Annotated in this window: 18 protein-coding genes; 10 read left to right on the plus strand and 8 right to left on the minus strand. The window is 62.5% G+C overall.

Going from position 1 to position 23514, the window contains the following annotated elements; genetic code table 11:
- Positions 1-119 precede the first annotated feature (119 nt).
- From ACTQZK_RS06960 to ACTQZK_RS06975, 4 genes are all read left to right on the plus strand, one after another.
- The gene (locus ACTQZK_RS06960) at positions 120-2651 is read left to right on the plus strand and encodes a ribonucleoside-diphosphate reductase subunit alpha (RefSeq protein WP_441899055.1); all 2532 of its coding nucleotides are present in this window, start codon (positions 120-122) and stop codon (positions 2649-2651) included.
- A gap of 160 nt (positions 2652-2811) precedes the next feature.
- Positions 2812-3855 carry a ribonucleotide-diphosphate reductase subunit beta gene (locus ACTQZK_RS06965; RefSeq protein ID WP_441899057.1) on the plus strand — a complete coding sequence of 348 codons (1044 nt, stop codon included), beginning with the start codon at positions 2812-2814 and terminating at the stop codon, positions 3853-3855.
- Between the two features lie 76 nt (positions 3856-3931).
- Positions 3932-5077 (plus strand): DUF3810 domain-containing protein, encoded by a 1146-nt coding sequence (locus ACTQZK_RS06970; RefSeq protein WP_441899059.1) that lies wholly within the window; start codon positions 3932-3934, stop codon positions 5075-5077.
- 99 nt (positions 5078-5176) lie between these two features.
- Positions 5177-5719 (plus strand): methylated-DNA--[protein]-cysteine S-methyltransferase, encoded by a 543-nt coding sequence (locus tag ACTQZK_RS06975; RefSeq protein WP_441899061.1) that lies wholly within the window; start codon positions 5177-5179, stop codon positions 5717-5719.
- Between the two features lie 162 nt (positions 5720-5881).
- Here ACTQZK_RS06975 and ACTQZK_RS06980 read toward each other — a convergent pair whose 3' ends face one another.
- A complete protein-coding gene (locus ACTQZK_RS06980) occupies positions 5882-7567 on the minus strand; it encodes an FAD-dependent oxidoreductase (protein WP_441899063.1) in 1686 nt (561 codons plus the stop codon).
- A 139-nt stretch (positions 7568-7706) separates the two neighbouring features.
- Complete coding sequence (locus tag ACTQZK_RS06985) at positions 7707-9209, minus strand: LuxR C-terminal-related transcriptional regulator (RefSeq protein ID WP_441899065.1); 1503 nt, start codon at positions 9207-9209, stop codon at positions 7707-7709.
- Between the two features lie 79 nt (positions 9210-9288).
- Between ACTQZK_RS06985 and ACTQZK_RS06990 the strand changes: the two genes are divergently transcribed.
- The 5 genes from ACTQZK_RS06990 to ACTQZK_RS07010 all read left to right on the plus strand — a co-directional run bounded on the left by ACTQZK_RS06990 (position 9289) and on the right by ACTQZK_RS07010 (position 15876).
- Positions 9289-10740 carry a M20/M25/M40 family metallo-hydrolase gene (locus tag ACTQZK_RS06990; protein WP_441899066.1) on the plus strand — a complete coding sequence of 484 codons (1452 nt, stop codon included), beginning with the start codon at positions 9289-9291 and terminating at the stop codon, positions 10738-10740.
- A 6-nt stretch (positions 10741-10746) separates the two neighbouring features.
- A complete protein-coding gene (locus ACTQZK_RS06995; protein WP_441899068.1) occupies positions 10747-12111 on the plus strand; it encodes an MFS transporter in 1365 nt (454 codons plus the stop codon).
- A 105-nt stretch (positions 12112-12216) separates the two neighbouring features.
- Complete coding sequence (gene cysK / locus ACTQZK_RS07000; protein ID WP_114567514.1) at positions 12217-13146, plus strand: cysteine synthase A; 930 nt, start codon at positions 12217-12219, stop codon at positions 13144-13146.
- A 282-nt stretch (positions 13147-13428) separates the two neighbouring features.
- Positions 13429-15735 (plus strand): DUF3307 domain-containing protein, encoded by a 2307-nt coding sequence (locus ACTQZK_RS07005; RefSeq protein ID WP_441899070.1) that lies wholly within the window; start codon positions 13429-13431, stop codon positions 15733-15735.
- A 6-nt stretch (positions 15736-15741) separates the two neighbouring features.
- On the plus strand, positions 15742-15876 hold the full coding sequence (locus ACTQZK_RS07010) for a hypothetical protein (protein WP_255713267.1): 135 nt from the start codon (positions 15742-15744) through the stop codon (positions 15874-15876).
- Between the two features lie 105 nt (positions 15877-15981).
- Here the strand turns inward: ACTQZK_RS07010 and sufU are convergent, their stop codons facing one another.
- The 5 genes from sufU to sufC are packed head-to-tail and all read right to left on the minus strand — an operon-like array spanning position 15982 to position 21150.
- Positions 15982-16428 carry a Fe-S cluster assembly sulfur transfer protein SufU gene (gene sufU / locus ACTQZK_RS07015; RefSeq protein ID WP_441899073.1) on the minus strand — a complete coding sequence of 149 codons (447 nt, stop codon included), beginning with the start codon at positions 16426-16428 and terminating at the stop codon, positions 15982-15984.
- Positions 16421-17647, minus strand: a complete 1227-nt coding sequence (locus ACTQZK_RS07020) for an aminotransferase class V-fold PLP-dependent enzyme (RefSeq protein WP_441899074.1) — start codon at positions 17645-17647, stop codon at positions 16421-16423. Before ACTQZK_RS07020 ends, sufU begins: the two co-directional genes overlap by 8 nt.
- On the minus strand, positions 17644-18900 hold the full coding sequence (locus tag ACTQZK_RS07025) for a SufB/SufD family protein (RefSeq protein WP_441899076.1): 1257 nt from the start codon (positions 18898-18900) through the stop codon (positions 17644-17646). The genes ACTQZK_RS07020 and ACTQZK_RS07025 overlap by 4 nt, the downstream gene beginning before the upstream one ends.
- Positions 18900-20312, minus strand: coding sequence for a Fe-S cluster assembly protein SufB (gene sufB, locus ACTQZK_RS07030; protein ID WP_114567509.1), 1413 nt, complete (start codon positions 20310-20312; stop codon positions 18900-18902). Before sufB ends, ACTQZK_RS07025 begins: the two co-directional genes overlap by 1 nt.
- Before the next feature lie 10 nt (positions 20313-20322).
- Positions 20323-21150 carry a Fe-S cluster assembly ATPase SufC gene (sufC, locus tag ACTQZK_RS07035; protein ID WP_418831176.1) on the minus strand — a complete coding sequence of 276 codons (828 nt, stop codon included), beginning with the start codon at positions 21148-21150 and terminating at the stop codon, positions 20323-20325.
- Between the two features lie 237 nt (positions 21151-21387).
- Here sufC and ACTQZK_RS07040 point away from each other — a divergent pair, with 237 nt between their 5' ends.
- A complete protein-coding gene (locus ACTQZK_RS07040) occupies positions 21388-21810 on the plus strand; it encodes an RrF2 family transcriptional regulator (RefSeq protein ID WP_114567507.1) in 423 nt (140 codons plus the stop codon).
- 7 nt (positions 21811-21817) lie between these two features.
- Here ACTQZK_RS07040 and ACTQZK_RS07045 read toward each other — a convergent pair whose 3' ends face one another.
- A complete protein-coding gene (locus tag ACTQZK_RS07045; RefSeq protein WP_441899078.1) occupies positions 21818-23455 on the minus strand; it encodes an FAD-binding protein in 1638 nt (545 codons plus the stop codon).
- Positions 23456-23514 lie beyond the last annotated feature (59 nt).

Genomic DNA, 23514 nt, shown 5'->3' on the forward strand with positions numbered 1-23514 from the left:
ATCCTCGTCGCACCGATAGCGTGCGTTGCCTATTCGTTCCCCAATATGTTGTGATTTTAGCAACATATCGTGCTAGGATGGATGTTCCAACCGCAAGAGTGCAAAGGACACGGACCATCATGCAGATTTCCAAACGCAACGGCACGACGGAGCCGTACGACGCCGGCAAGATCAAGCGCGCCATGGGCGCGGCGTTCCGCAGCGTGGGCAGCGCTTTGACCGATGACGAGGCGGCGCGTCTCGTGGCGAACGTCGAACGCGCTATGGAGGCCGTTTCTCGCGACGGCGCCGTTGCCGTTGAAGACGTGCAGGACTTGGTGGAGCGCGCTCTTATGGAGGCTAATTATTACCAAGAGCTGAAAAGCTACATCCTGTATCGCGAAGAGCGCGCGCGCAAACGGATGGCGCGCGAGAAGCTGTGCGCGCAGCTCGCGGGCGTTTCCGGCTTGGCCGAGGCGCTTGCCGCCGCGCAAAAAGAGTTTCCCGAGGAGGAATACGAGCTTGCGCATTTGCAGGCGAAGTTCCAGTCGTTCGCGAAGCCCGAGGCTTCGGACGACCAGAAGCTTGCCATGCTCATCAAGGCGGCGGTCGAGCTGACCACGCAGGAGGCTCCGCGGTGGGAGATGATCGCCGCGCGCCTGCTCATGCTTCAATTCGAGCGTGCGCTTGCTGAGCGCATGGCCGTGCGCCGCATTGACGGCTTCGCGCAAAAGGTTGCCTACCTTGCGGAAGAGGGCCTGTACGGCGACTACATCCTGCAAAGCTACACGCCGGCCGAACTGGATGAAGCCGCGGCGTTCATCGATCTTCGCCGCAACGACCTGTTCACGTACGCGGGTTTGCAGCTGCTGCTTGATCGCTACGTCATTCGCACTCATCAAGGCGCGCCGCTCGAATCGCCGCAAGAGATGTTTTTGGGCATTGCGCTGCACCTGGCTATGAAGGAGCGCGTGGAGGACCGCATGCAGTGGGTGCGTCGGTTTTACGACATGCTGTCCACGCTCAAGGTGACCATGGCTACGCCCACGTTGTCGAACGCGCGCAAGCCGTTTCATCAGCTGTCGTCGTGCTTTATCGATACGGTGCCCGACAGTTTGGACGGCATCTACCGCAGCATCGACAACTTCGCGAAAGTGAGCAAGTACGGCGGCGGAATGGGCTTGTACTTCGGCAAGGTGCGCGCTTCGGGCAGCGCCATCCGCGGGTTCGACGGTGCGGCCGGCGGCGTTATCCGGTGGATTCGCCTGGCTAACGATACGGCGGTGGCGGTCGATCAGCTGGGCATGCGCCAGGGCGCCGTGGCGGTGTACCTGGATGCGTGGCATCGCGATCTGCCGGAGTTTCTTGCGTTGCGCACGAACAACGGCGATGATCGCATGAAGGCGCACGACGTGTTCCCGGCCGTGTGCTATCCCGACTACTTTTGGCAGCAGGCGCGCGATAACATCGAAGGCGACTGGTACCTCATGTGCCCGCACGAGATTCTTGCGGTGAAGGGCTACGCGCTGGAGGACTGCTTCGGCGAGGAATGGACGCGCAAGTACTTGGAATGCGTGGCCGACGCGCGCATCAAGAAGCGGGTCATTCCCATCAAGGATGTCATCCGGCTGATCATCAAGAGCGCGGTGGAGACGGGAACGCCGTTCACGTTCAACCGCGATGCGGTGAACCGAGCGAACCCGAACAAGCATCGGGGCGTGATCTATTGCAGCAACCTGTGCACCGAAATCGCGCAGAACATGGAGGCTATCGAGCAGATCGAGCAGCGCATCGAAGACGTTGACGGCCAGCAGGTGGTAGTGACGGTGACGAAGCCCGGAGCGTTTGTGGTGTGCAACCTGGCAAGCTTGTCGCTGGGGCATATCGACATGGACGATGCGCACGAATTGACGCAGATCACCGAGAGCGCGGTGCGCGCGCTGGACAACGTCATCGACCTCAACTTCTTCCCGGTGCCGTACGCGCAGATCAGCAACCGCCAGTACCGACCCGTGGGCTTGGGCGTGAGCGGCTACCATCATCTGCTGGCGAAAAACGGCATTCGATGGGAAAGCGAGGAGCATCTGGCGTTCGCTGATCGCGTGTTCGGCGACGTGCACTACGCTGCGGTGCGCGCCAGCTGCGCCATCGCGCGGGAAAAGGGCTCGTACGCGTTCTTCGAGGGGAGCGGCTGGCAGACGGGCGAGTATTTTCTCGACAGGGGCTTGACCGACGGGCGCTGGGCGGACCTTGCGCGCGACGTGGCCGAGCACGGCCTTCGCAACGGCTACCTTCTGGCTGTGGCGCCCACCAGTTCCACGAGCATCATTGCCGGTACCACGGCGGGACTTGATCCGGTTATGAACCGCTACTTTTTGGAGGAGAAGAAAAACGGGCTCATGCCGCGCGTTGCGCCCGAGTTGTCGGTGGACACGTTCTGGTATTACAAGAACGCCCATCTTATCGATCAGACGTGGTCGGTGCGCGCGTGCGGCGCGCGTCAGCGCCATATCGACCAAGCGCAGAGCATGAACTTGTACATCACCAACGAGTACACGTTCCGCCGCGTGCTCGACCTGTATCTTCTGGCTTGGGAAGAGGGCGTGAAAACCATCTACTACGTGCGTTCGAAGAGCTTGGAAGTGGAAGAGTGCGAAGCGTGCTCGTCGTGATGGTTCCGTCGGCCTGTCGGCCGCCGGAACCTGCCGACAGGCTGCGCCGCGAAGCAAGTCCCCGAAGGGGGCGGGGCACCCTGGTGCCCCTCGCTGACCTACTGCGCCAACCTGCGCGTTGATATGCGCCCTGCGGGCGCATGGAAGGAGATAGCCTGCAATGTCTCAACTCAAGAAGAAGCCCCTGTTCAACCCGTTGGGGGACACCGATGTGCTCGACCGGCGGATGATCGGCGGGAACACGACGAACCTCAACGACTTCAACAACATGAAGTACGAATGGGCCAGCGACTGGTACCGCCAGGCCATGAACAACTTCTGGATACCCGAGGAGATCAACCTTGGCGTGGACATCAAGGATTACCGCAAGCTGCCCGCGCCCGAGCGGCGCGCTTACGACAAGATCCTGTCGTTTCTCATCTTCCTTGACAGCCTGCAGTCGGCGAACCTGCCCAACGTGGGCGAGTACATCACCGCCAACGAGGTGAACCTGTGCCTGGCCATCCAAACGTTCCAGGAAACCGTGCACAGCCAAAGCTACAGCTACATGCTCGATACCATCTGCGAGCCGCAAGAGCGCAACGACGTGCTGTACCAGTGGAAGGAGGACGAGCATCTTCTGAGGCGCAACGAGTTCATCGGCGACCTGTACAACGAGTTCCAGGACGACAAGAGCCCTGAAGCGCTCGCGCGCGTGCTGGTGGCGAACTACATTTTGGAAGGGGTGTACTTCTACAGCGGCTTCATGTTCTTCTACAATCTGGGCCGCAACAACCTCATGCCGGGATCGGTGCAGGAGATTCGCTACATCAACCGCGACGAGAACACGCACCTGTGGCTGTTCCGCAACATCCTGTTGGAACTCAAGGAGGAAGAGCCCGCGCTGTTCACGCCCGAGCTGATCGACGAGTACCGCGCCATGATCAAGGAGGGGTGCGAGCAGGAGATTCGTTGGGGCCACTACGCCATCGGCGACGACGTGGCCGGCCTTAACCGCCAGATGGTGACCGACTACATTCAGTACCTGGGCAACCTTCGCTGCGCTCAGTTGGGGTTCGATCCCTTGTACGAAGGCCACGAGCGCGAGCCGGAGAGCATGTCGTGGGTGAGCCAGTTCGCGAACGCGAACATGATCAAGACGGATTTCTTCGAGGCGCGCAGCACCGCCTACGCGAAGTCGAGCGCGCTGGTGGACGACCTGTAGGGACGCGGCTTGCTCGCGGGTCGTTCTTGACCGGTTGACGACCTTGCGGTTTGACGGCGCGGGTATACTGTCCCGTATGGAAACCAACGAATCGAAGCGCGGTGTGCGGGACTTCTTGCTCAAGCGGATGCTGTTCCTTCCGCTTGGGGCTGTCGCGCTGGCGACGACCGCGTACGCGCGGCAGCATCCCGACTGGACGGAGCAGGCGTACAGCCAGGCGGCGTACCCGGCGTTGTCGTCGGTCGTGGGGTTTCTGCCCTCGCTTGCAAGGTTCTCGGTGGCCGAGTGGGTCGTGGCGCTGTTCCTGCTGTTTTGCGCAGGTTATCTGGGCTTCTACGTTCGCAAGCTCGTTGTGGGCAGGGGGGAGCGGCTTATGGTGGCGTACCGCGCCGCGATGGGCGCGGCGGCCATCTGCTGCACGGTGTACTTCCTGTTCACGGCGCTGTGCGGGCTGAATTACTATCGGCATACCTTCGCCGAGCACGCTGGCTACGATGTGGAGGAAGCCGGCGTCGATGCCGCGCAGCGCCAGGAAGAGCTTGTGGCGCTTGCCGCTTCGCTTGCTGACGAGTTGGGGCGAACCCGGGCGCAGCTGGGCGACGACGCGGACCTGTTCGACGCCCAGCCGGGCCAGTTCGAGCGCTACGCGCGGGAGTCGGTCGAGGCCATGCGCAAGCTTGCCGAGCAGTATCCGGCGTTGGAGCGGCCGCTGTACTCGCCGCCGAAACCGGTGATCGCCTCCAAGCTGCTGTCGTACGCGAACATCGGCGGCATGTTCTTCCCCTTCACGATGGAATCGAATATCAACGTGGACAATCCGCTGTTCGTGATCCCCTGGACCATGGCGCACGAACTGGCGCACCAGTGCGGATTCATGCGCGAGGACGAAGCGAACTTCGTCGCGTATTTGGCGTGCAGGCAATCCGATGACGCGCTGATGCGCTACAGCGGATACGTGCTGGCGTACGACAACGTCATCTCGGCGCTGCGGAGGGTCGACTCGGATGCGGCAAGTGCGATTTCCTTGGGACTGTCGGCGGCGGTGCAGCGCGATCTTGCTGAGCGCGCGCAGCATTGGGCGAAGTACGAGGGGCCGGTTCAAAACGTCTCCAACGCAGCCAACGATACGTACCTGAAGGCGAACGACCAAGCCGACGGCATGCAAAGCTACGGACGCATGGTGGATCTGCTTTTGGCCGAACAGCGAGCGGCGGGGCAGTAGCGCCCTTTTCGCGGTAGACTTGTGCGAGAAGGGTCTGCGCGCGGGTGCGCGGGCGGCTGCCTGCGGGATTCGCTTGCCGAATGGACGAAAGGAACGCGCATGGTATATCGGACGAACTACGCTCACCCCGAGTTCGGCGAAGTCACGCTTGCGAGCGACGGCGAGAGCATCGTCGGGCTGTGGATGACGGGGCAGAAGTACTTCGGCGGCACCGTGAACGGCGAAATGGCCCCGAACGACGATCTGCCGATATTCGCGCAGGCGAAGGATTGGCTCGATCGGTACTTCGCTGGCGAGCAGCCTGCGATCGCGGAGCTGCCCTTGAAGCCGAACGGCACCGCGTTTCGGCTGCGCGTCTGGCGCAAGCTCATGGAGATCCCCTACGGTTGCGTGCGCACGTACGGCGAGCTGGCGTGCGAGATCGCGCAAGAAGACGGCAGAGAGAAGATGTCTTCCCAGGCAGTGGGCGGAGCCGTTGGGCATAATCCCATTTCCGTCATCATCCCGTGCCATCGTGTGGTCGGGTCGGACGGCAGCCTTACGGGGTACGCGGGCGGCATCGAGCGCAAAATCTGGCTGCTCGAGCACGAGGGCGCGAACATGAAGGGCCTCTACGTGCCAACGCGCGGCACGGCGTTGTAGGGGCGCGGCGTTGCAGGACGGCGCAGGGTATCTTCCTTGCCGCTGCAAGAGAACGGAGGGCGCCCTTGTTGCTTTTCGCTCGACATTCCAAGATCCAAGATGACGAAAAGGCCGCTTGATGCGGCCTTTTCGCGGGAGGGAGTGCGGTGATGCTCGGTTGCGCTAGATCTTGCTGATGACCGTGTCCTTCGCGCACGCTTCGCCGACCAGCTGGCCGAACGTCACGCAGCGGCCATGGCTGACGCCGGGGCAGTGCACGGGGTAGTCGTTGCCGAAGAAGTCGCCCTGCACGTTGCCGATGGCGAACAGGCCGTCGATCGGCTGGTCTTCCGCCGTGAGCACCTGGGAGTCGGCGTTCACGTGCAGGCCGAACGGGATGGTCAGCGTGCTGCACACGTTCTTCGTCGCGTAGAACGGCGGGGTCTTGACCGGTGCGAGCCACTGCGCAGGCACGTCGAAGTCGATGTCCTCGCCGGCTTCGGCCATGCTGTTGTAGCGTTCCACGGTGGCTTTGAACGCGTCCGCCGGGATGTCGAGCTGCTTCGCCAGATCGTCGAGCGTGTCGGCCTTGATGAGCTTGCCGTTGCCCAGCCACTTTTCCATGACGGCGTCCAGGCCGTCGGTGAAGCGATCGAAGCGCTCGGGCTGCTGCTGCATGACGTACGTCTCGTAGTCGCTGTCGAAGACGGACCAGGCAACGTTGCCGGGCGTGTTCATGCGGGCGTTGGTCAACATGGGCTCGAAGGGCATCTCGGCGCCGTAGCGCTCGCCGTTGGCGTTGACCGCAAGCCAGCTCATGATGAAGGACGTGAGGTTGAACTCAAGCGTGTCGAGCGTGAACTGGTGAATCATCGGCGCAGCGGGGCTTTTCGACATGGCCGCGCCCGCCCAGCATCCCATGAGGATGCCGTCGCCGTTGTTAAAGCCGGCGGGGGCGTACACGTTCGCGTCCGAGCGGTTCGAGATGGGGCAGAACACGTCTACCATCTCCTGGTTGCCTCCGATGTCGCCCGTGGCCAGGATGACGCCGTTCTTGGCGTTGTACTGCACGTGCTTGCCGTCTTTCGTGGTTGCGACAACGCCCGTGATGCCGCTTTGCGCATTGCCCACCAACTGCTCGGCGCGCGCTTCGAACACGAACTCGGCGCCGTTCTTCTTGGCGGAATCGTATACCAGCTCGCCCAACGTGATGTTGACGGGCTGCCCGTCGTCGCGCATGTCGTACGTTTCGCCGCCGCGCACAAACGACACGGCATCGGGGTAGACGCGCCAGTTGTCGGAAAGCTTGGACCAGTTGCCGTACTTGGCGGTACCGGAAAGCGCGGGCACCATGCTCACGCCGTTCGCTGCGCCCAGCTCCTCGATGTAGTCGAACACCTTGCCGGAGCGCGAGGCCCATACGTAGATGAGGTCGTAGTTCGTGGTCTGGTGAGACGCGTGGTGCAGGTAGCGCGTGGCCACGCGCGGATCCAGGTCGAAGCCGTTCGACTTGTGGTACTTGTTGCCGATGTGGCCTACGTCCACGCCGCGGATGGAGATGCCGGTGTTGCGTTCGATGACCACCGTTTTGGCGCCGTTGCGCGCTGCCGCTTCCGCAGCGTTGACGCCTGCGAGGCCGGCGCCCACGATGACTACGTCGAAGTCCTGCGTCTCGGCGATGTCGGCGATGGGCTCGGGAGCGACTTCCCACGTATGCTTCGCGCCTGCGCCGCTTTGAGCCGAGCCGCTTGCGTCGGCCGACGAGTCGGACGGAGCGGCGGGGCTGCACGCCGGCAGCGCAACGGCGGCCGCTGCTGCGGCGCCGGTGACGAGCGCGCCCTTCAAGAAGTTCCTGCGATTGATTTCCATGGAATTCCCCTTCCCTTTCAATCCCTCCCGCGCTCCTCGCCGATGCGAAGAAGCGCGGCACGCGAGTTCGTTCGCGTGGCTTCAAGATGGGGGATAGGGGTTGCGCCGCGCAACGCCCGAATGCCCGTATTTTGGAATATCAGGTGACATCCGTGACGCTTGAGTCGCGGTCACGTGATTCAGGTGATGCTGGATGATCAGGTGAAATGGCGCGGTCGATAAACTCTTGGCGATTGTGGACGTCCGCTTTCTGGTAGATGTGGCGCACGTGGGTTCCCACCGTGTTCTCGGATATGCTCAAGCAGTCGGCGATCCAGGGTTGGGTGCGACCGGCGGCCAGAAGCGACGCGATGTCGCGCTCGCGCGCGGTAAGGCCAATACGGTCGAACCATGCGGCAAGGCGTTCCTCCTGCCCCAGTCCTTCCTGATTGGCCGACCCTGCGCGTGCAGTGTAGCCGAACAGCATCCAGATGTCCTCGCTGCTGAGCAGCAGCACGGTTGCGATGACCACCAGATAGCCGATGGCCGTGGTTTCCTGGAAGACGAACGCGTGCGTGGATTGGTCGTTGCCCACCAAAAGGATGCCCGCAAGGGCGCCCACGACGTAGCAGATGACCGCAAGCAATCGCACGGCGGCGACGGTTTTGAGCGGATCGCGGGACTGCGTGTGGGCAATCTGGGAGAAAACGACCCATACCAGCAGATCGAAGGCGGTGTAGCCGCTGATGATGACCGCTCCCGCAATCCAGAACAACTCGGAGCCGAACAGAAACGACATCATCATGAATCCGGCGATCATTGCCAGCAGCCCCACGCGATAAACGGCGCTCGCTCGCTGCGGGGCGATGCAGACGATGCCGAACATGAGGATGGCGGCTATGCCGCGGGCCACTTGCACGATCACGCCGCCGGGCGATCCGTTGCTGGCGACGGACGAGAAGGAAACGAGGTGCTGCAAGTACCCGAAGCTGGTCAGCACGAGCGCCGCGGCGCACAGGAGCATCATCGAGATTCCCAGGTGGGTTTTCAGGTGGGCACGCACGCCGCGCCTCGCGGGGACCGAGCTTTCCGTGGTTCGGCGATAGGTTCGCTGGTCGGGCGGCACCGTGGTGAAGGTCAGGCCCGAAATAAGGGGCAACAGCGAGAAGAACACCGCAGACGCTTCCGGAATCATGAAGAGCATGGGCGTGTCGATGACGACGGCGCATGCGAAGGCGCCGGCGACGTAGGGCGTGGCGGTGCGGGTCCCTTCTTGGCAGTACGCGGCACCCCATCCGATCTGGAACACGGCGACGAACAGGGCGACGAGCGCGCTTCCGATGGCAAGCGGCATCCAACCGAATCCGAAGCCCGAAAACACGAGCAGCAAAGAACCTGCGGTTCCTAACAAGGCTGCGATCAGAGGCAAACGCTTCCCGGCGATGAGCTTGTTGATCGCGGCCGGTTTCTTGAGGGCTGCTGCGTATCCGAATGCGCTGAAGCCGAACACGGCCACGGCGGCCAACTCGGCCGTGAGCCCTTTCGTGTCGGGCGCCGTGAAGAACGCGCTCATGAACAGCGCGTCGAGCCAGGCCCAAAGAAACGCCGATCCTACGATGATTTTGATGCCCGCTGTTCCGTGAACCCTGTCGATGAGCGCCATCCGATCCCCTTCCCCTTGCGGGGGATTATAGCAGTTGGGTCTATAATGGCCGCATGGTGCCGCAGAGAAGGGTTCGTATATGACCGTGTTCGTTTTTGCTGTTGCGATTGTCGCGCTGTTCGCAGTCGTATTGACGGTGAATGCCGTAAGGCTTAGGCCGACGCCCGTTTCCGATCCGTTGCCGGAGAGTCAGGCGATGGGATCGGATGAGGCTGTCGAGCGTTTTCGCGAAATGCTTCGCAGCGCTACCGTGTGGGGTGCGGGCAACCCCGAGGCCGACCACAGCGCTTTCGACGAGTTCGTGCCCAAGCTGCGCCGATTGTATCCGCGCGTGTTCGCGTCTATGGATCTTGAAATGATCGACGGATACGGCATCTCGCTTCTTTGGAAAGGATCCGATCGCGCGCTTGCCCCGGTGGTGCTCATGGCGCACCACGACGTGGTGGAGGCCGACCCGCATGGATGGTCGCATGATCCGTTCGCCGCCGACATTGCGGACGGGAAGATCTATGCGCGCGGCGCAGTGGATACGAAGTGCATCTGGGCCGGGCTTCTTGAGGCGGCCGAGCAACTGCTTTCGGAAGGATACGTTCCTCCGCGCGACATCTACTTCTTCTCGTCGAACACCGAAGAGGACGGCGGCGACACGGCTCCGCGCATGGTCGAGTACCTGAAGGGCATCGGGCGAGTTCCTTACCTGGTGCTTGACGAAGGCGGGGCGGTTATCGACAACCCTCCGCTAGGCGTGAGCGGCCAATTCGCCGTTGTGGGCGTGGCGGAAAAGGGTATTTTCAACGCGCGCGTCACCACGAGCTCCGCAGGGGGCCATGCGGCAACCCCTTCGCTTGAAGACGCCGCGGCGAAGCTGGTGGCGGGGTTGGACGGATTGCAGCAGAATCCTCCCGCGTCGCGCCTGTCCGATCCGGTGGCGGCCATGCTCAAGGAGCTGGCCGCGCGCGGCGGCTTCGGCCTGCGCTTGGTGTTCGGCAACTTGTGGCTGTTTCGGCCTTTAGTGGTTCGCATCATGCAGCGCGACCCCGAAACGGCCGCCATGGTTCGCACCACGTACGCGCTCACGCAGCTTGAGGGATCGAAGGCGCACAACGTGATTTCCAAGCAGGCGAAAGCCACCGTTAACGTGCGCGTCGATCCCGGCGAGACCGTCGACGATGCGTTTTCTCGCATCAAGCAGCGCTTCGACGAGGATACCGCGTACGAGCTGTTCGAGGTCAGCGAGCCGTCTCCGGTCTCGCCGTTTGAGGACGACCCGGCGTTCGACTATCTGCGTCGCGTGATTCACGCGGTCTATCCCGAGGCGGGCATCGCGCCGTACGTGCAAACCAGCTGCAGCGATGCGCGTCATTTTGCCCGCGCGTGCCCGCGCACGTACCGGTTCGCGGGCATCTTGTTCAAGGGCGATCAGCGCACGCGTATTCACGGGCAAGACGAGAATTTGGACGTGGACGCGTTCAAGCGCGGAGTGGGGTTCTACATCGAGTTCATTCGGCATTTGGATAAGCTGGGGAAATGAGGAAGCATGGCTGAAAAGGGGTCGAGCGAGGGGAAGATCTTCTACGGGTGGTGGATCGTTGCGGGCGGCCTGCTGATCATGGCGACGTGTTACACGGTGTTCGTGAACTGCATCCCGTTGTTCCAGACGCATATCGTGCGCGACCTAGGGTTGACGGTGGGGCAATTCAACACGGGCGTTTCCATCACCACGGTGGTTGCGGTGTTCGCGTCGCTGGTGATCGGGCGGCTTACCGATACGTGCTCGGCGCGCGTGCTGGGTACGGTGACGGTGCTGACCAGCTCTCTTGTGCTGGTGGGACTCTCGTTCATCACGGCCGCCTGGCAGTTGTACGCGCTGTGCGTGGTGGCTGGCATGGTGGTGGTCGCGGGCACGCGCCTACTGGTTTCGGTGGTCATCTCGAACTGGTTCACGCTCAAGCGCGGCTTGGCAGTGTCCATCGCGCTTTCAGGATCGGGTCTTGGCGGGGTGGTGCTCTCCCCGGCTACGAGCGCCATGATCGAGGCGTCGGGCTGGCGTGCGACGTTTCTACTGCTGGCCGTGGTGTGCTTCGTGGCTGCGCTGCCGCTTGTGCTGGCGACGTTCAGCACGCGCCCGAGCGACAAGGGCATGGTCCCTTACGGCGCGGGCCAGGTCGAGGAGGTGAAGGAAGATCGCTCGCCCGACGTTCCCGTTAACGTTTCGGTGGGATGGAAGACCTTGCGCTCGAGCTCGGCGTTCTGGTTGCTGGTGATCGGGTTCGTGGCCATGGGCATCACGAACGGCTGCATCATCACGAACTCCATTGCGAACATGACGAGCGTGACCGTAGGGGGCACCGAAGTGGTCACCGGCGGCCATTCGACCCTGTGGGCCGGCAGCGTATGGTCGTTCTACCTGGCGGTGGTCATCGTGGCGAAGGTGGCGCTCGGCGCCATCTACGATCGATGGGGCATGCGCACGGGTACGATCCTCGGCACGATCACGTCGGTTTTGGCCGGTGTCATGCTTCTGTTTCCCGCTACCGACTGGGGCCCGATTTTGGCCTGCTTGTTCTTCGGGTTCGCCACCTGCATGGGCACGGTGGCGCCGCCTATCATGGTGGTGAAGGAGTACGGCAAGAAGGATCTTGGCACGGTGACGGGCATTGTCACGGCGTTCGAGCTTTTGGGCGCCGCGGTGGGAGCGGTGGTGTCGGGCGTGATGTTCGACGCCTACCTGTCGTTCGCGCCGGTGTGGATCATGGTCATCGTGGCGAGCGTCGTCATGGGAGCGGCGCTGCTGGCGTCCATTCCTGCAGCGAAGCGGCTGGTTGCCCGGCGACGTGCCGAGGGCGCGCCGGAGTTGGATGCCGAGGGATTCGAGATTTTGCCGGAAGGGGTTCTTGACTAAAACCTATAAAGAAAGTAGGATTTACTGCGACACAAGGGAAGCCTGGGGTTGAGGCCGATTGTCGGCCGGGAGCTTGCCGGGCGCAGATGAGAAAGCGGGCGAGATATGACGGTTTACAAGAGCGTGTCGGAGCTGATCGGCGCTACGCCGCTGGTGGAGCTGACGAATTACGAGCGCAACCACAACCTGAAGGCGAAGATCGTCGGCAAGGTTGAATCGTTCAATCCGGGCGGGTCGGTGAAGGACCGCATCGCGAAGGCCATGATCGACCAGGCGTTGGCCGATGGGCTTATCGACCAGGACACCGTGCTCATCGAGCCTACGTCGGGAAACACCGGCATCGGTTTGGCTGCTATCGCCGCTGCGCGCGGCATGCGCCTTATCATCACCATGCCGGAAACGATGTCGGTCGAGCGCCGCAACCTCATGAAGGCATACGGTGCGGAACTCGTGCTGACCGAGGGCGCGCAGGGCATGAAGGGCGCCATCGCGCGCGCCGACGAGCTGGCGGCCGAGATTCCCAATTCGTTCATTCCCGGCCAGTTCGTGAATCCGGCGAACCCGGCGGTGCACGAGGCCACCACGGGGCCGGAAATCTGGGAAGCTGCCGGCGGCGATGTGGACATCTTCGTGGCGGGCGTGGGCACGGGCGGCACGGTGAGCGGCACGGGCGCGTACCTGAAGCGCATGAACCCGAACGTTCGCGTAGTTGCCGTGGAGCCTGCGACTTCGCCGGTGCTGTCCGAGGGACGCGCGGGCGCGCACAAGATCCAGGGCATCGGCGCGGGCTTCGTGCCCGACACGCTGGACACCGAGGTGTACGACGAGGTGATCACCGTGGCCGACGAGGACGCTTTCGCGGCGGGGCGCGAGCTGGCGGCGAAGGAAGGCCTGCTCGTGGGCATTTCTTCGGGAGCGGCCGTGGCCGCCGCCACCGAGCTGGCGCGCCGCCCGGAAAACGAGGGGAAGACCATCGTGGTGATCCTTCCCGATACAGGCGAGCGCTACCTCTCGACGGCGATGTTCGATTTCTAGCGTTCGGCGACGATGCAGCAAGAAGGGTCCGCCGCAGGTTCGAACGACCTGCGGCGGACCCTTCTTGTTGTGAGATGCATTGTCGCCCGAAACGGACGGAATCGAGCCGAAAACCGTCCGTTTCGGGCGACAATATCTTGAAATGCCGCGTTACGGCTCCGCGGTTCGCGACTCTCCCAGACATCTGGTTCGTCCATTGCGCGCTAACGTGCAACGGCAATGTTTTTTGTTGCTATTTGATATTAGCAAAAAAAACATTGGTACTAGTAAAAGCAATATATCTTGCTGCTATATTTTCATTGCGGATGCTATGCGCTGTGCATGGCGTTTTTCGTTTCCGTAACGCTTCCGCTTGACGGTATCGTCCTTGCTTGGCTCATCTTGTCGATATCTCATGCGCTCATAGATTTCGGCAAGGCTCGACTCGAGAAGCGAATCGGCTCGTCGCTGGCCGTTTTCGGCGTCGATCAGGCGTTGTGCATATTATTGTGCGCAGTGGTGGTCGCGGCGTTCTGCGATGGCTCGCCGATGATCGGGATCGTTGGGGTTCTCGCCGGCGTCATGGGCCCGACATCCGCCGCGATGGTTTTGTCGACGGGCTTGGTGCTGTTGATCGTCTGGTGTCCGGCGGCGATTCTCGTCCGCCTCCTATTCGGGGCGGTGAGGCTTGAAGGTGCAAGACTTATCGCCGAGGTGAGAGAGCTGGTGAGCGGATTGGGGCGAGCTCTCGAAGATCGCGGGCGCCTCGCCGAAATCGAGGCATCGATAATCGCGTACGAAAGAGAATACGAGTACTTCAAGGACTATGCGGAGAGCCTTGGCAAGGGAGCAGTCGAGCCTCATGATCCGCGCTTCGGACGGACTTCACGAAACATCTTGCGTTTTTGGGTGCGGGAAGGTCGACGCGTCGAGGAGGGCCGCTCCGTTGGTTTTCTGTACCGCGCCTACGTCAGGGCCTTCTTCGGCGGGTTCTACCTCGATGCGATCGAGCGCGACGACTTCCTCGTTGTGCCTTTGCTGCAAGACGCGTTCTATCGGGCGAAACTCAGAGAGTTGAGGGACGAGGCTCGCCTCCTAAAGGAAAGGTCGTACGACTTCGAGGCGAACATGGCGACTATCGAGGAGAAGTCCATGCGGGCGTTCAAAGCCCAGCTTGCAAAGCGTTACTCGCCGAATCGGGATCGTAGGACGTTCGAGCTAAGGAGCTTGCGGAGCGGATCAGCGGCGTTCGCGGAGGAGTATCCGGTGGTGTTGAGCACCACGCATTCGATCACGACTTCCCTCGGTCCAGGCTTCAGGTACGACAGCGTTCTCATGGACGAGTCTTCCCAGATAAGCGTGGCGGCTGGAGCTTTGGCTTTCGCATGCGCTAAAAACGTGGTCGTTGTCGGCGATCATAAGCAGCTTGCCAATGTGGTGAAGAGGGAGCGCGCGGACGAAACCGACCGTATTGCCGATAAATATCGCGTCCCGGATTGCTACCGCTATGCGAAGCATAGCATGCTCACGTCGGTTCTCGGCCTTTGGCCTGCATTGGAGCCGACTTTGCTCAAAGAGCACTATCGCTGTCATCCTCGAATTATCGGCTTCTGCAACAAGATGTACTACGACGACGATCTTGTCATTATGACGAAGGACGAGGGCGAGCGGGACGTGCTCTCCTTCCATCGCACCGTGCCAGGCAACCACGAGCGAGGGCGCAGGAACATGCGCCAAGTCTCTGTGGTGTGCGACGAGATCATTCCCGAGCTGGTCGATTCGGAGATTCGGGGCATCGGCGTGATCGCGCCGTTCAACCCCCAGGTGTGCGAGCTGAAAAAGGCGGTCCCCGAAGGCGTTTCCGTGGCGACGGTTCATAAGTTCCAAGGACGCGAGAACGACGCCATCATACTCTCCACTGTCGAAAACAACATTGGAGCCTTCGTCGGCGACCCCCAAATGGTCAACGTCGCGGTTTCTCGTGCGGTCAAGAAACTTCGCGTCGTCGCGTCGCAGAATCCTCGCGGACGTAAGGACAACGACATCGAGGAGCTTGCACGCTATATCGAGTACAACGGGTTCAAAATCGTCCAGAGCAACATCAGGTCCGTGTTCGACCTGCTGTACAAGGAATACGCCGAAGAGCGAGCGAGGTATTTGGGCAAGTATCCGCGTGTCTCCCGCTACGATTCCGAGAACCTCATGGCGACGGCTTTGGAGGATATGCTCGCAACGGGTCGTTTCGCGCGGGTGTCGTTCCGGTGCCATGTGGGGTTGTCCACGTTGGTAGGCGAGGGCATCTCCCTTTCGCCGCTCGAGGAGAGGTACGTGAGGGATCCGCGCACGCACGTGGATTTCCTCTTCTTCCGCGAGATGAACAAGCGTCCTTTGTTGGCCGTCGAGGTCGATGCCTGGCGATTCCACAAGGAAGGTACAAAGCAGTACAAACGGGATCGGATGAAGGATGCGATTCTCAAGCGGTGCGGGCTCCCGCTGCTCAGGTTGCCAACCGACAGCAGGGGTAGGGAGCGCGACGTAGGCGAAATCGAGAGGATGCTGGAGCGCTGCCTGGCGGAGCGCGATGACGAAATCGGAGAGGGTGCTGTGTAGAGTCGGTTGTGGCTTCACGCTGGTGGCGCCGATAACGGCGCGTTCGGTCTCCGCGACTATCATCCTGGCTACTATGCGGCGTTCGTCTACGACCTCGAGGGCAACAACATCGAGGCTGTGCTCCACGACTATGCCGAGTAGCGGCATGAAAGGGGCGCCCCCGTCTGACGGAGGCGCCCCTTCTTTGCCAAAAGCATCCGCACGACCCGTGCAGTGGTGGAACGAGTGCGCGCTGTCGTTTCGACGTCACTGCGCCTTGCGTCCTGCCTCCGTTTCCTGCTCGAGCAGCTTCTCCAGCGTGCGCCAGGCGAGTTCGGCGCACTTGACGCGGGCGGGCATGCGGGCGATGGACTCGAGCTCGGCGGCCTCGTCGAGGTCGGCGCGCTCCTCGTCGGTGAGCGGGCGACCCTTGATCATGTCCAGGTAGAGGCTGGAAAGGCGCTGCGCTTCGGCGATGGTTTCGCCGGTGATCAGGTCGGCCATCATGTCGGCTGCCGCCTGGCTCACGGCGCAGCCGTGGCCGGTGAAGGCGGCTTCTTCGATCACGTCTCCGTTTAGGCGCAGCGCCAGCGTCAGCTCGTCGCCGCAGCTGGGGTTCACGCCGTCGTGCGTGCACGTGGGCTCGTCCATTTGGTACTTGTAGTCGGGGTGCGCGTTGTGCTCCATGAGCGCTGCGGTGTAGATGCTAGCCATTGAAAGTCCTCCATACGGTTTCCAGCCCGGCGATCAGCGCCTCGATGTCGCTTTCGTCGTTGTAGAGCGCCAACGAGGCTCGGCAGCACGACTCTTCTCCCAGCCATGTCAGCAGCGGCTGCGCGCAATGTTGACCAGCACGGATCGCAACGTTGTGCTCGTCGAGGATGCTGGCCACGTCGTGCGGGTGTATGCCGTCTACGTTGAAGCTGATGGCGCCATGATGCTGCGCCGGGTCGGGGTGACCGAGAACGCGGACGTAGGGAAGCTTTGCCAAACGATCCATGCATGCGCGCACGAGCGCCTGCTCGCGCGCTTGCACGGCATCCCAGCCGATGCTCTCGATGTACGCGATGCCCGCAGCGGATGCGGCGATGCCCGCGGCGTCCTGCGTGCCCGCTTCGAACTTTTCGGGCACGGGAGCCCAGACGGCATCGATCTGCGTGACCGACGAGATCATCTCGCCGCCCGTGAGAAACGGAGGCATCTCTTCAAGCAGATCCAGGCTGCCCCAGAGCATGCCCACGCCAAAGGGTCCGAACGCTTTATGCGCCGAGAACGCGAAGAAGTCGCAGCCAATCGCGTGCACGTCCACAGGCATGTGGGGCACCGACTGGGCGCCGTCGACCACCAGGTAGCCCTCCTGAGCGTGGACGCGCTCGGCCATGGCCGCCAGAGGGTTCTCGATGCCGAGAACGTTCGATACGTGCGCGGCAGCCACGATCTTGGTCTTCGGCCCTATTTTGGCATCCAGCTCCTGGTCCGTGATCACGCCGTTTTCGTTGGGGTACAGGTACACGAGGCTGGCCCCTGCTTTGCGGCATGCTTGCTGCCACGGGACGAGGTTCGAATGGTGCTCCATGATGGTGACGCACACTTCGTCGCCCGGCTCGAGCACCGTGGGTGCGAAAGCCTTTGCGACCAGGTTGAGCGCTTCGCTGGCGTTTCGGCAAAACACCAGCTCGCGCGCATCGTGCGAGCCGATGAAGCGCGCGATGCTCGCACGAGCCTGGTCGATGGCCTGGGTGGCGTCCACTGAAAGCCGGTAGAGGCCGCGCAGGGCATTCGCGTTCATGGTCTCGTAGAATGCGCGTTGGGCGTCCAGAACCGCAGCGGGCCGCTGCGCCGTGGCGGCGCTGTCCAGAAACGCCAGGCTCGGGTTTGCCTCGAGCAGCGGAAAGTCCTTGCGGTACGGATTGGCGGCGATGTCGACGCTCATGCGGTTGCCTCCTCGAAAACGATTCCGCGCGCAGTGGCTAGGCGGGTTACGGCGGCGCGCGCTTGGTCGTCCTTGGCGCTGAGCGCCGCCTCTTCGAACGTGGCGGTGACGAACAGACGCTCGGCTGCGTCGGGGGACACCCCTCGGCTGGCCAGGTAGAACAGCTGCTCCGGGCGTACGTGCCCGATCGTGGCACCGTGGTTTCCGGCTACGTCGTCTTCGTTGCAGAGGATCACGGGCACCGTGCGATTCTCCACGCGCTCGTCGGCAAGAAGCACGGTTTCCTGCTCGGACCCTTCGGACCCCTTGCATCCGTGCACAAGCTCGATGGTCCCGCGCAGCGTTTTCGAGGACGCTCCGGCCAGCACGCCGTTGGCGTTGAAGGCGCAGGTGGTGCGTCGGCCCCGCTGATGCGCCACGTAGTTGAAGTCTCGCTGCTCTTGGGCGTGTCCCAGGTAGCGCGTGTCCGCATCCAGGCGCGCGTCGTCTCCTCGCAGGTCGGCTGCGAGGCCCGTGTAGCTGCGGCCCGCGCCCAGCACGACGTGGCGCACGGTCATGCGGGCGTTTCGGTCGAGCACGATGCCGGTGTCGTCGAGCGCCGTCCAGGAGTCGTCGAGCGTTTGCGTGCAAACAAGGTCGATGCGGGCGTTTTCGCCGACGAACGCGCGGATGCGCGTCCCGACCACGCCTTCGCCCGCACGGGGGGAGTCCATCGTGACGGTAAGCGCAAGCGACGAGTTCGGCGCCGCGACCAGGTCGATGGCGGCTGCGTTGACCGCGCCGTCAACGCCTTCGATGCGAATGGATGCGCGCGCGGTTTCCCCAGGACTTGTGGCCAGCACGATGGGCTCTCCTGCCGCGAATTCAAGATATTCCCGTGCTTGACGGCCCATGCCCGTTTCAAACGCCTCAACCATGCTGTTTTCAAGTTCTCTTTCAGCGGCGACCTGCTGAAAGGGGGTAAGCGCGGGAACGTCCAGGTCGGCGGGGTCGGTCGTGCCGCAGGCTGCCGCGACGATGGCTCGAGGCTCGGCTTCCGACGCGGGCGTCCTTTCGTCGAGCGCTGCCTGGGCGCGTTCGAGCGCATGGTCGAACGCGTTCGCCTTGCCGACGAGCGACGACGGCGCAAGCGTCTCCACGCAGCGCGCATGCTTCAAGTTGGCGGGCAGCTCGATGTCCGCATCGTTCATGCGAAGCCTGTGCCACGTGGGGGCGGGCATGGCGTTCGCGTGTTCTATCGTGAGGGTTTCCATTATCCGATGGCCCCTTCCATTTCAAGCTTGATCAGGTTGTTCATTTCCACGGCGTACTCAAGGGGCAGCTCCTTCGACACGGGGTCGGCGAAGCCGTTCACGATCATCGTGCGCGCCTCTTCCTCGGATACGCCGCGGCTCATCAGGTAGAAGACCTTGTCGTCTCCGATGCGGCCGATGGTGGCCTCGTGGCCGATGTCCACGTGCTTGCAGCGGATGTCCATGGCCGGGATGGTGTCCGAGCGGCTGAGGTCGTCGAGCATGAGCGACTGGCACGACACGCTGGCTGCGGATCCCTTCGCCGCTTCGGTAGCTACGATGGACGACCTGAACGTCGAGATGCCGCCGCCTTTCGAGATGGATTTCGTTTCAATGGACGCGGACGTGTCGGGCGCGGCAAGCACCACTTTGCAGCCCGTGTCGAGGTTCTGCCCCGCTCCGGCGAAGGTGATGCCGGTGAACGTGCAGGTGCTTTTCCGCCCGGCAAGGATGGACATGGGATAGAGGTAGCCCACGTGGCTGCCGAAGGATCCGCTGATCCATTCCACGGATCCGCCTTCGTCTACGCGGGCGCGCTTGGTGTTGAGGTTGTACATGTTCTTCGACCAGTTCTCGATGGTCGAATAGCGCAGGCGCGCGTTCTTGCCGACGAACAGCTCCACCGCGCCGGCGTGCAGGTTGGCCACGTTGTACTTCGGGGCGGAACAGCCCTCGATAAAGTGCAGGTCAGCACCGTCTTCCACGATGATGAGCGTGTGCTCGAACTGGCCGGCTCCCTTCGCGTTCAAGCGGAAGTAGCTTTGCAGGGGGAAGTCGAGCTTCACGCCCTTCGGAACGTAGACGAACGATCCGCCGCTCCATACTGCGCCATGCAGCGCGGCGAACTTGTGATCGGTGGGCGGGATGAGCGTCATGAATTTTTCCTTGATGAGCGGCTCCCAATCCGGATTCAACAGCGCCTCTTCTATGCCGGAGTAGACGATGCCCATACCGGCCGCGGTGTCTTGCATGCTGTGGTAGACCAGCTCGGAATCGTATTGCGCTCCCACGCCGGCAAGGTACTCGCGCTCCGCTTCGGGTATTCCCAGGCGGTCGAACGTGTTTTTGACGTCGTCGGGAAGGCTGTCCCAGTCGCTTTGCATTTCCGTGCGGGGCTTTACGTACGTGGCGATGTCGTCCATGTCAAGGCCGTCCAGCCCGGGTCCCCAGTCAGGGTTTTTCATGCGATGGTACGTATCGAGGGATTGCAGGCGAAAGTCCAGCATCCATGCGGGCTCGTTCTTGCGTTCGGAGATCTCGCGCACGATGGACGGTGTAAGGCCCGCATCAAGGCGCTCGATGCCGGTTTCGTCGTTTGCGAAATCGTAGAGGCTGCGGTCGATGTCGTCGACGTGCGTCCGTTGCTTCGTCATGGCTTCCTCCCTACGCGGTTGCGGTGCAGCCATGCTGCGCATCGCAACCGGTGCTTGCCACATCGACGGGAGCATTGTTGGCCTGATCCATGAGCTCGAAGCGCTCGAAACCGTGGGAGTCTATCTCGCGGATGAGCGACGCGTCCCCGCTTTCGACGATGCGTCCGCGCACCAGCACGTGGACGCGGTCGATGTCCAACCGCTCCAGGATGCGAGTGTTGTGGGTGATGATGGCCAGCGTGCCCTCGCACGAGCGACGGTACGCATCGATGCCTCGCGAGACCACGCCCAAGGCATCGACGTCAAGGCCGGAGTCCGTTTCGTCCAGAATGGCCAATTTCGGACGCAGCAGCAAAAGCTGCAACATCTCGAGCTTCTTCTTCTCGCCGCCGGAGAAGCCCACGCCCAGCTCTCGGTCGAGGTAGGCGGGATCCATGTCCAGCTCTTGCGCAAGGTCGCGCACGTGCTTGCGGAACAGCTTGCCCTTCATATCGAGCCCTTCGCGACCCGCCGTGGTGGCGCGCAGGAAACTGGAAACGGGGACGCCCGGTATCTCGACCGGCGCCTGAAAGCTCAGGAACAGCCCCGCGCGCGAGCGCTTGTCCGGGGCGAGGTCGGTGATGTCCTGGCCGTCGAATTCCACCGTTCCGCTTTCGACCGTGTAGACGGGACTGCCCATGACAACGTGGCCGAGCGTTGACTTGCCGGCGCCGTTCGGACCCATGATGACGTGGGTTTCACCTGATCCGATATCCAAATGTATGGCATCGAGAATAACTGTTTCGTTGGCTGAGGCGGTAAGCCCCTGTACGGACAGGAGCGTGCTCTTTTCGGTCATACGAACGTTCCTTTCGTTTTCGGGGCGGGTGGCCTGTCTTGGTAGGTGCATTGCCCGAAATCTCTCGTCGTGATTTAATCATATAGCTTTACTAGGATTAAAATAATCCGATACTGTGAAAAGTCAAGCAGTAATCCTAGAAAGTTGATAGAATTTATGCAAAACGTTCGGTGCCCGGCAGGTGGCCGGTGCGCTGATTCCGCCGGAGTTCGTGCGGCGTAGAGGGAAGGAGTTTCAATGCTCGTATCGACAAAGGGTCGCTATGCTTTGCGGCTTATGGTGTACGTAGCTCAGGCGGGCGACGGCGCGAAGGTTGCCCTGCGCGAGGTTGCCGAGCGGGAGGATATCTCGTTCAAGTACCTTGAGCAGCTTGCTCGCCCGCTTGTTCAGGCGGGGCTGCTTCGCAGCGTCCGCGGAAAGGGAGGCGGCTACGTATTGGCAAGCGATCCTGCCGCCATCAGGGCCGGGGACGTGCTGCGCGTGGTGGAAGGCAGCACGGCTCCGGTGGCGTGCATGGGCCTTGACGGTGACGATCGATGTCCGCGCTTGTCGGAGTGCACCACCGTTCGCTTCTGGGCCGGTCTTGACAAGACGATCGAGGACTATGTCGACGGCGTGACGTTGGCCGACCTGGCGATGATCCCGGCAGTACGTTCGTGATGCGGCTTCAGCGGCGTTGGTGCAGCGGCCGCGCTACGGGGCTGCCGTTTCTTCCCAGGCTGACGGCAAGCGGCCGCGCTTGGGCGGGATCCGAGGCGGGGAAGTCGAGGCGATAGTGCGCCCCGCGGCTTTCGGTGCGCGTGCGCGCCGCTTCCACGATGGATCGCGCAAGCGTCAGCTGGGCCGTGATGCGCGCCGCTCCCGCAACCTGGCGCGGGTCTTCGGTTCGGCGTTTTGCGGATTCGGCTTGCGCGGTCAAGTTCTCCAAGGCTTCCCGGGCTGCGCTCAAGCCGCGCTCGCTTCTTGCGATCATGCAGCTGTCGGTCATGATGCGCCTCAGCGCTTTTCGGATGTCCGAGCTGCGCTCGATGCCGATTCCTTCAAAGGCGGCGCGAGCATGCGGTGGGCGGCTGCTTCGCGGATTCGCCCTTGCGGCACGGGCTGCCGCCGATGCTCCTGCTCGCAGGCCGAACACGATGCCGTTCGCGCTTGAAAGGCCGCCGATGCGGTCGGCGCCGTGCATGCCGCCGGTTGCCTCGCCGCAGGCGTAAAGCCCGTCAACGCCGGTTGCCGCATGCTCGTCGATGAGGATGCCCCCGTTCGCCGCATGGGCGTACGGGGCGATGGCCAATTCGTCGTCGATTCGGATGTCGCGGTCTCGCTCCAGCCAGTCGAAGTACGTGCGCACGAACTCGGGCAGCGGGGAGACGCCGTCAAGACGGTAGCGCACGTTCAGGCCGCTCGGACCTGCGTTCGCCAGCGCAAGATCCACGTCGCGCGATGCGAGCCGGGCCGTGAAGGGTCCGTGTCCCGAACGCGCTTCCAACGCAAGCCGAGCGTTTTCGACCTCGCGCAGCGCGTCGCGTCCCTCGGCGTCGAGCAACTGGGCGAAGCGAAACGTTTTCTCGTTGAACACGATGCCGCTTTTCGGGCGGACGAGGCCGGGCATCATCTGCATGAATTCCAGGTTGACAAGCGTGCAGCCGCTGTGCAGCGCAAGGGCTTGGGCGGTTCCCTGCACGTCGTCCGCTGTGAGCCGACGCTCGAACAGTCCGCCGTAGCCGCCCGTTGCCAGCACGACGGCACCGCATGCGACCAGCTCGAACGACTGCGCCGCATGGTCGAACAGCACGGCGCCCGCGATCTCCTTTTCGTGGACGACCAGGTCGATTAGTTCCCAAGGGGAAAGCGCGACGACGTTCAAGCGCGCAAGCTCGGCGGTTGCGGCCTGCTCGAAGGGGTTGCGTTCGATGCCGCGCCACAGCCGGTGCTTGCGATCGAAGCAAGGGATGAACTCGCGTTCCTGCGCATTTTGCGGCTTCTTGAGCGTCACGCCAAGTGCTTCCAGCTGCTCGATTCCGTCGGAGATGCCGCTGACGAACGACGCGACCAGCGCGGGGTCGGCCATGCCGCAGCCCACATCGAGAATGCAGCTTGCAAGATCGGCTTCGTCGGAGGGCGACTCGGGGCCGATGAGTCCTAGGCCCCAGGTGCCCGGGTAGAAGCTCGAACCCGAGAACAAGGGCCCTAGACAGGCGATTGCCGTGCGCGCGCCCGCGCGTGCTGCCGAGATCGCCGCCATGGTTCCGGCTATGCCGCAACCTATCACCAGGACATCGAAGTGCTTTGATCGGTTCAAGTGCATACAGTCTCGCATTTCATGTTCGCGTTCGACCGTCCAAGCTTTGCGGCCACTGCATCGCG

It is taken from the genome of Paraeggerthella sp. LCP19S3_G8, from assembly GCF_052119225.1.
Taxonomy (GTDB): domain Bacteria; phylum Actinomycetota; class Coriobacteriia; order Coriobacteriales; family Eggerthellaceae; genus Paraeggerthella; species Paraeggerthella hominis.

Excerpts from the sequence above, each read along its gene's own strand:
- ACTQZK_RS06995 (WP_441899068.1), top strand. The coding sequence starts at position 10,747 with ATGGCTGAAAAGGGGTCGAGCGAGGGGAAGATCTTCTACGGGTGGTGG.
- ACTQZK_RS06965 (WP_441899057.1), top strand. The coding sequence starts at position 2,812 with ATGTCTCAACTCAAGAAGAAGCCCCTGTTCAACCCGTTGGGGGACACC.
- ACTQZK_RS06975 (WP_441899061.1), top strand. The coding sequence starts at position 5,177 with ATGGTATATCGGACGAACTACGCTCACCCCGAGTTCGGCGAAGTCACG.
- ACTQZK_RS06985 (WP_441899065.1), bottom strand. The coding sequence starts at position 9,209 with ATGGCGCTCATCGACAGGGTTCACGGAACAGCGGGCATCAAAATCATC.
- ACTQZK_RS07020 (WP_441899074.1), bottom strand. The coding sequence starts at position 17,647 with ATGAGCGTCGACATCGCCGCCAATCCGTACCGCAAGGACTTTCCGCTG.
- ACTQZK_RS06990 (WP_441899066.1), top strand. The coding sequence starts at position 9,289 with ATGACCGTGTTCGTTTTTGCTGTTGCGATTGTCGCGCTGTTCGCAGTC.
- ACTQZK_RS07045 (WP_441899078.1), bottom strand. The coding sequence starts at position 23,455 with ATGCACTTGAACCGATCAAAGCACTTCGATGTCCTGGTGATAGGTTGC.
- ACTQZK_RS07040 (WP_114567507.1), top strand. The coding sequence starts at position 21,388 with ATGCTCGTATCGACAAAGGGTCGCTATGCTTTGCGGCTTATGGTGTAC.
- sufB (WP_114567509.1), bottom strand. The coding sequence starts at position 20,312 with ATGACGAAGCAACGGACGCACGTCGACGACATCGACCGCAGCCTCTAC.
- ACTQZK_RS06980 (WP_441899063.1), bottom strand. The coding sequence starts at position 7,567 with ATGGAAATCAATCGCAGGAACTTCTTGAAGGGCGCGCTCGTCACCGGC.
- ACTQZK_RS06970 (WP_441899059.1), top strand. The coding sequence starts at position 3,932 with ATGGAAACCAACGAATCGAAGCGCGGTGTGCGGGACTTCTTGCTCAAG.
- ACTQZK_RS06960 (WP_441899055.1), top strand. The coding sequence starts at position 120 with ATGCAGATTTCCAAACGCAACGGCACGACGGAGCCGTACGACGCCGGC.
- sufU (WP_441899073.1), bottom strand. The coding sequence starts at position 16,428 with ATGGCTAGCATCTACACCGCAGCGCTCATGGAGCACAACGCGCACCCC.
- cysK (WP_114567514.1), top strand. The coding sequence starts at position 12,217 with ATGACGGTTTACAAGAGCGTGTCGGAGCTGATCGGCGCTACGCCGCTG.
- ACTQZK_RS07025 (WP_441899076.1), bottom strand. The coding sequence starts at position 18,900 with ATGGAAACCCTCACGATAGAACACGCGAACGCCATGCCCGCCCCCACG.
- sufC (WP_418831176.1), bottom strand. The coding sequence starts at position 21,150 with ATGACCGAAAAGAGCACGCTCCTGTCCGTACAGGGGCTTACCGCCTCA.